This is a genomic window from Paenibacillus sp. SC116 (assembly GCF_024733555.1).
Lineage (GTDB): Bacteria > Bacillota > Bacilli > Paenibacillales > Paenibacillaceae > Paenibacillus_B.
In genome coordinates, this window is record NZ_JANIOF010000010.1 from 58,007 (window position 1) to 64,668 (window position 6,662).

8 protein-coding genes and 1 rRNA gene are annotated in these 6,662 nt (G+C 45.2%); 1 reads left to right on the forward strand and 8 read right to left on the reverse strand.

What is annotated here, in order from left to right; genetic code table 11:
• Positions 1-35: 35 nt before the first annotated feature.
• From NQ117_RS23410 to NQ117_RS23440, 7 genes are all read right to left on the reverse strand, one after another.
• Entirely contained in the window at positions 36-836 is an 801-nt protein-coding gene (locus NQ117_RS23410) for a PSP1 domain-containing protein (RefSeq protein WP_258280421.1), read from the reverse strand.
• Positions 837-1,817, reverse strand: a complete 981-nt coding sequence (holB, locus tag NQ117_RS23415; protein ID WP_258280422.1) for a DNA polymerase III subunit delta' — start codon at positions 1,815-1,817, stop codon at positions 837-839. It lies immediately after the preceding gene.
• 66 nt (positions 1,818-1,883) lie between these two features.
• On the reverse strand, positions 1,884-2,327 hold the full coding sequence (locus NQ117_RS23420) for a YaaR family protein (protein WP_258280423.1): 444 nt from the start codon (positions 2,325-2,327) through the stop codon (positions 1,884-1,886).
• A gap of 13 nt (positions 2,328-2,340) precedes the next feature.
• Positions 2,341-2,670, reverse strand: a complete 330-nt coding sequence (locus NQ117_RS23425) for a cyclic-di-AMP receptor (protein ID WP_144995378.1) — start codon at positions 2,668-2,670, stop codon at positions 2,341-2,343.
• 137 nt (positions 2,671-2,807) lie between these two features.
• A complete protein-coding gene (tmk, locus tag NQ117_RS23430; RefSeq protein ID WP_258280424.1) occupies positions 2,808-3,443 on the reverse strand; it encodes a dTMP kinase in 636 nt (211 codons plus the stop codon).
• A 47-nt stretch (positions 3,444-3,490) separates the two neighbouring features.
• Complete coding sequence (locus NQ117_RS23435; protein WP_258280425.1) at positions 3,491-5,233, reverse strand: aminotransferase class I/II-fold pyridoxal phosphate-dependent enzyme; 1,743 nt, start codon at positions 5,231-5,233, stop codon at positions 3,491-3,493.
• 191 nt (positions 5,234-5,424) lie between these two features.
• The gene (locus NQ117_RS23440) at positions 5,425-5,610 is read right to left on the reverse strand and encodes a sigma factor G inhibitor Gin (protein WP_258280426.1); all 186 of its coding nucleotides are present in this window, start codon (positions 5,608-5,610) and stop codon (positions 5,425-5,427) included.
• A 243-nt stretch (positions 5,611-5,853) separates the two neighbouring features.
• On the opposite strand from NQ117_RS23440, the gene NQ117_RS23445 reads away from it, so the two are divergent.
• The gene (locus tag NQ117_RS23445) at positions 5,854-6,378 is read left to right on the forward strand and encodes a hypothetical protein (RefSeq protein WP_258280427.1); all 525 of its coding nucleotides are present in this window, start codon (positions 5,854-5,856) and stop codon (positions 6,376-6,378) included.
• 210 nt (positions 6,379-6,588) lie between these two features.
• Here the strand turns inward: NQ117_RS23445 and rrf are convergent.
• Positions 6,589-6,662 (reverse strand): 5S ribosomal RNA (gene rrf, locus NQ117_RS24240); the annotation flags it as partial.

A 6,662-nucleotide genomic window follows, 5' to 3' on the forward strand; every position in this document is an offset into this window, starting at 1 on the left:
TCCCACCCCAGAGCACTATGCATAGTTCATCATCGTTACTTTACGACAACATCGTCGAACAATAGTTCTTTTACCTTGCCGATTTCAAACAACTGAACGTGCACTTTGCGTTCGCTTGCGTTCATTCCAACAACTTTGCCATCTCCTAAAGAAGTGACAACCATCTTTCCTACCGTTGGCAGTTCTTCTTTAGCACTTTCATAATTATCATGCTCATACTTTAAGCAGCACATGAGTCGACCACAGAGACCGGATATTTTGGTAGGATTCAACGATAAGTTCTGGTCTTTCGCCATTTTGATAGAAACCGGTTCAAAGTCACCAAGCCATGACGAGCAGCACAATACGCGCCCACATGGGCCGATACCACCTAGCATCTTAGCCTCATCTCGAACACCAATCTGTCTCAATTCAATTCGGGTGCGGAACACACTTGCCAAATCTTTGACAAGCTCCCGAAAATCAACACGGCCCTCAGCTGTAAAGTAAAAAATGATCTTGTTGCGGTCAAACGTATATTCTACATCCACCAGCTTCATTTTCAACTGATGGGTCTTAATCTTTTCCATACAAATGCCGAACGCATCTTTTGCTGCCTTCCGGTTAGAATCAACAAGTTCTCCATCTGTATCTGTTGCAATGCGAATGACTTTCTTCAGTGGAAGTACCACATCATTCTCGCCGACCGTCTTCGGACCGATAACTACTTTGCCGTACTCGATGCCGCGCGCCGTTTCGACGATAACATGCTGATCCTTCAGGACCGGCCATTCAACCGGGTCGAAATAGTAGATTTTGCCCGCTCGCTTAAAACGGACGCCGACCACATTATACAATTACGTACCTCCTTGCATACCCACCAGGAACTGCTCAAACACCAGCTGCGGATTGACGTTTGCACGTAATCGCTTCTGAGCCTCTGCTGCCGAATCCATCACATGAACCCATTCTTGAGTCGATTTGGTCCATGCAATCTTGCTAATTGTATCGACTTGGTCAGAGAAGATGAGATGGTCTTGTCGGTTCAATTGGTAATTTAGCATATCTCGAAACCAAAGATGGAACAAGTCAAAGAGCATGTCCGCGTGCTCGGCAAGTTCCGTCTTGAATACTTTCTGTTGTGCAATGAGAAGTGCAGTACCTAGCTTAGATGTGCACTCCTTTCCTAATTGTAACATTACGTTTCTTAATTCTGCAAACCAATTCTGTTGGCATAATTCCCTGCCAGCATCCAATCCATTTACCAAATGCACAGATGTACGCGCCAGTGCTACCGGATAACCTTCCTCCACTAGGTGCTGGAGCATCATTTGTGGTGCCTGCGGTGTAAATGGTACCAATTGCGAGCGCGAAATGATGGTAGGCAGCATGGCTTGTCCATTTTCAGTAATTAGGATGGCCACCGTGGGGCTTGTAGGCTCCTCCAAGAACTTTAACAGGCTGTTAGCTGCCTGAACCGTCATTTTATCTGCCTGTTCCATGATGTATACCTTACGTCCTGTTGCCTGAGTACGATAGGATAATTCTCGCTGTAGTCCACGAATCTGGTCAATTTTGATCGTCTGGCCTTCCGGCGCTATTAAATGAACATCTGGATGGTTACCATGATCGATCTTACGGCATGATAAACATAAGTCACAACAGTCATCCTGTAGACGCTCACAGAACAGTGCTTTAGCAAACGTCTGTGCAAATAACTTACGTCCTGTACCGATAGGTCCACTAAATAAATAAGCATGGGATACCTTGTCGGCACGCAGCCCATGCTGAACAATTTTCTTGGCTCTTTCTTGACCAAGAACCGTTTCAAAAGACATATGCCGTTTCCTTTCCATACCTTGCTGCTGTGACAGCAGAACACTTAACATAATTACTACAATTATTTAGAATGACAGATTAATTAGCATTCCTCGGATTTCGCCAACATTATTCAGAAGCTGCAACTTGCCTTCTTCCGTTTGCAATAATTGCTCTGCCATTTCCAGTAATGCTGTATCAATCTCTTCGATAATCTTATATCGCTTGCTGCGGCCACGTCGGTCCCAGCCCGTTACCTCACGAATACCGATTCCACGTCGAACCGTATCCTCTAAGAAGCGCTTTACCATTGTTCGGTACATTCGTAGCTCACGTACTGTCATGGACTTGCCTAAGCGCTCACCTTGGCGATAAATATCTTGCAGCCGCTGCTGCAGCTCATCTCTTGATGCATTGCCATCCTGCTGCTGCATCATATCTGAGAAAGATTTGCTGGCAACGGGCTTTGGAGTCGGATCGCCCATACGAATATCTTTACCAAACGGACGGAAACCTGGATTGATTTTCACTTATTTCACCGCCTTAGAAATGCTCGAACCTCTCCACAGGGAGGACGAACACTGTTGCTCCACCAACCTGCACTTCAACAGGCATAGGCATATAAGAATCGGTTGTGCCACTCATTGGCGTAACCGGAGTAACCAGTTGATCCCGAACTTTGCAATTCGAACGGATGACATGCAACGCCGCTTCAATTTGTTCATCTTCAACACCAATCATAAACGTCGTGTTGCCTGAGCGAAGAAATCCGCCTGTGCTCGCCAGCTTGGTCGCACGAAAACCTTCCTTGACAAGGGCTCGACTGAGACGATTGCTGTCTTTATCCTGAATAACCGCGACTATTAACTTCATGCCGTCATCCTCCTTATATTTTATCATAAGAGGCTTAAGCTAGATAAGTTGGGAGTGGGTATTTACCTTATATAGGCTTATATACTCCACATGCTATACCGATATCTGCCTCATGAACTTATTAGACATTATTAACCTTAATTCCTTGTTCGCACGCGCAAAATATCTAACATTTGTGTTGCAATCGACTGTGGATCCGCTGATGCATCTATGCGAACGATGCGTTCTGGATATTTTACAGCTAGAAGTTGATAGCCTGCACGCACCTGTTCATGGAATGAGAAGCCCTCTTGATCCAGACGGTTAATCTCACGCTCTGCATTAGCAGCGATGCGTGCAAGCCCAACTGCAGGATCTATATCCAACCAGAACGTAATATCCGGCATCAGATCGTGTATAGCAAAGCGATTAATCTCCCACACAGCATCAACGCCAAGCCCCCTTGCATGCCCTTGATAAGCCAAGCTGCTGTCTACAAAGCGGTCACACAGCACAACTGCCCCTGTTTCCAACGCAGGCCTAACCTTTTCAACCAAGTGCTGACGACGGGCTGCTGCATAAAGCAGTGCTTCGGTACGAGCGTCCATTGCTGTATGTTCTTTATCTAAAATCACTTCGCGAATTCGCTCAGCAATGTGTATGCCACCTGGCTCGCGAGTGACAACTACAGACTGGCCTAATTCTTCTAGCTGCTGCTGCAGCAAGCGAATTGCTGTTGATTTGCCGGCTCCTTCGCCACCTTCCAACGTAATAAACAACCCTCTTTTAACCATTTCAAACTACTCCTTTTATATCATATGCACATTACCCAGTGCGGTTCCTAATCACTATTCTCATCACTCACATCTTCATAGACAATAAGGCTTCTTAGCTGTGGATCACTCACATCTTGGCACTTCGCGCCAGCGTGAGCTAGCATGCGAAGCTCATCGATATGGGCCTTCGTAATACGCTCACCTGCATAAATAAGTGGAATACCAGGTGGATATGGAATAACGGACTCTGCCGATTGTTTACCTATAGACTGCTCCAAATCTACCTTATGGGAAGGCTTGTCTTCCTCAAAAATAGAAAAAGAAACAGGTTCAGATACACCTTGATTATAGTGATTCATTTCTATTAATGGACGATAGTCACTAGTCGTTGACCCTGATCCACTCATTGATTCAGACATAACCTTTATAGGATCAGCTAAATGATCAGATTGTTTAACTCGTTCATCGCTAATCTCTGCTTCTATTTGCGAGTTCTGTACATTGTATTTGCGCTCGGCGCAAGGCAGATGCTCTTGAGCCTTTATTTGAGCCTGTTCTTGAGTATGCCCTTGTGCTGTGATTACATCTTTCATGCAGCTATTATTTTGTAAATGATTATCCAAGGCACGAAGTGCTAATACTATTTTTTCAGCATCATCTTGTGAATTAGCTAGTGTAAATAACAGAACAACATATTGTATGTCCGCCATTTCCGCAACAACACCATACAAAGTCAACTGATTAAGCAGCTCATATCCCGTCATCTGACCCGTCACATCTCGTATCACAAGTTTAAAAGGATCTTGAGATTCATATGCTATTGAGCTGTCCCTAGACATGTCTAAGACATCAAATGACTTCAGCGCATGCAATAATTTACGTACAGTGCTAACTGCCGCTAGACCCATCGTAAATGCGTCATCACCTTGTGTTTGAACCCAATGCCGGCTCATATCCAGTGAAGCCATTAACGGATAGGATGGACTTGAGCTCTGTACCATAGCAAGCATACGCTGCAAACGATCCCGATTAATACGTGGACCTTGAATATGCAGCATAGCGCTCATTGTCATACCAAGCAGCATCTTATGCGTGGATTGCACGACAAGGTCGGCACCTGCCTGTAGAGCTGACTGAGGCAAGTCTGGATGCAACCCATAATGCGCGCCATGGGCTTCATCGATAAATAGTGGCACGCCATGGCGATGCACGGCTTCTGCCATGGCTTGTATATCTACGCCTAGCCCGTAATAGTTCGGGCTACAAAGGAATACTGCTTTCGCTTGCGGATATTGTACCAGCCCTGCCTCCACCGTCTCGACAGATGGGGCTGTAAGCAGGCCGCTAGCGCGATCTTGGCGTGGGCTTACAAATACAGCCCGCGCCCCTGCCAGCTTCAAGCCGTTAATAATAGACTTGTGCACGTTCCTCTGCACAAGTACAATATCCCCCGGCTGTGAGCAGCAGGTTAGCAGGGCCGCCACATTGCCGGCTGTGCTGCCCCCTACGAGGAAATATGTCGCCTCCGCCCCAAAACAAGCGGCAGCGAGCTCCTGGGCCTCACGAATGGGCCCCGTAGCCTGATGCAGGTCATCCGTGCCGTCTACCTCCGTCACGTCCTGCCTTAACACAGCCGCATAGCGCCGATATAACTCAGCCCTTTCGCTATCGGCTTCTCGTTCAGCGGCTCTAACATAAGCCGCCCCATCTTTATGGCCTGGCACGTGCATCGAAACGTGCCCTTGCCCTTCATAACGAAGCAACGCCTCTACAAGTGGGAGGCGATCATATGAATTACCGTTACTCATAGTTTCCCCTTTATTAACATGCCGATGAAATATACTTAATTACTCAATACAACCATTGTACCCTATCTCCCTGTTGTAGCAAGGAGCAATAAACACAAACGAAAAAGAGCCCAATGGGCTCTCCGCTAACAACATAATCATCCTAGGCAAGCATTTAACGGCAAATATCTGTAGCCACACATCATAAGTGACTAGGCTTGAAGCTGCATCCATAGTTTCCTCATTCGATCGATAAAAATAGGGTACTTCGCATCTTTAACATCCGTACGAACAATTTCTTGTTCACAGCTCGAACATATAAATTGATGGACAACGACAATGCCTTCCGATTTCATTTCCCCGCAAATCATGCAGCAAGACTCCGACTGGCGATCCATGACCATCCCACCTTTACACATTTTCAATAATACTAGCATGCCCGATTAATAGAAAATTAAACAGTTTCATAGCCTATTTTCAAATAGTTATTCTTTTATCCTTAGGCTGCATCCTATGCACATCATGGGCAAATGGTGTCTGTATTCGTCTAAAAACTGATATTTAAATCTATATCTTCATTCTAGCAGTCGAAGAACCGATATAATACTTGTTCTAAATCTCCGCGTGAAAGGAGTGATTCCATGCAGCCACCGCAAGAACGAACGTTTTATCATTACAAGCTGCTGCGCAAGATCAAATATGGGCCTTGGGTAAACAGAGTCTATATTTTACTTGGATTCGCTGCGTGGATGGCGGCCTTATGGGCAGAAGGATTTATCGGTCTCATATATGGAGGACTTGCCTGGCTCATATTATTCTGGATCCATTATGTTATTCCACGTTCCTTATTCGTTATTGATCGATACCATTATCGTAAACGCTGGGGATTCCAATTCAGGCTGCCTTGGATCGGTTTCTTACCGTATGAGAAACAATTTGTAGGCTTCCACTACTGGATGAAGGTACTCCTGTATATAACTCTTATCGGGTCCTTAATTATCGGTGTAATGAGTATTTGGCTTCCAATAGGATTTACTCTGCAATTCCTATTCTGGCATATTTGGTTCTTGGGACCACGCTGGTTTGCTACCATAGTAGCCCTTAGCATTTCGGATGACAAACTAATCAAACTCGGGGTACAGGAGTTTTCTATTTACAAAGCATAGTAGAACATTAAATCGATCAATATTACGCAATCAAAGAGCCATTAGCAGAGTATCTACTAATGGCTCTTTTAATTTATCCTATAGTTAATAGCAATCATAAATATGAATCTAGACAACATGGGCAAAAAATCATCTCAAAATAGACACGACAGCTATAAATACTCATAAAAAAACAAAACCCACCGATGAAATCATCAGTGGGTTTTGTTTGCTTGGCGACGTCCTACTCTCCCAGGACCCTGCGGTCCAAGTACCATCGGCGCTGGAGGACTTAACGTTCGTGT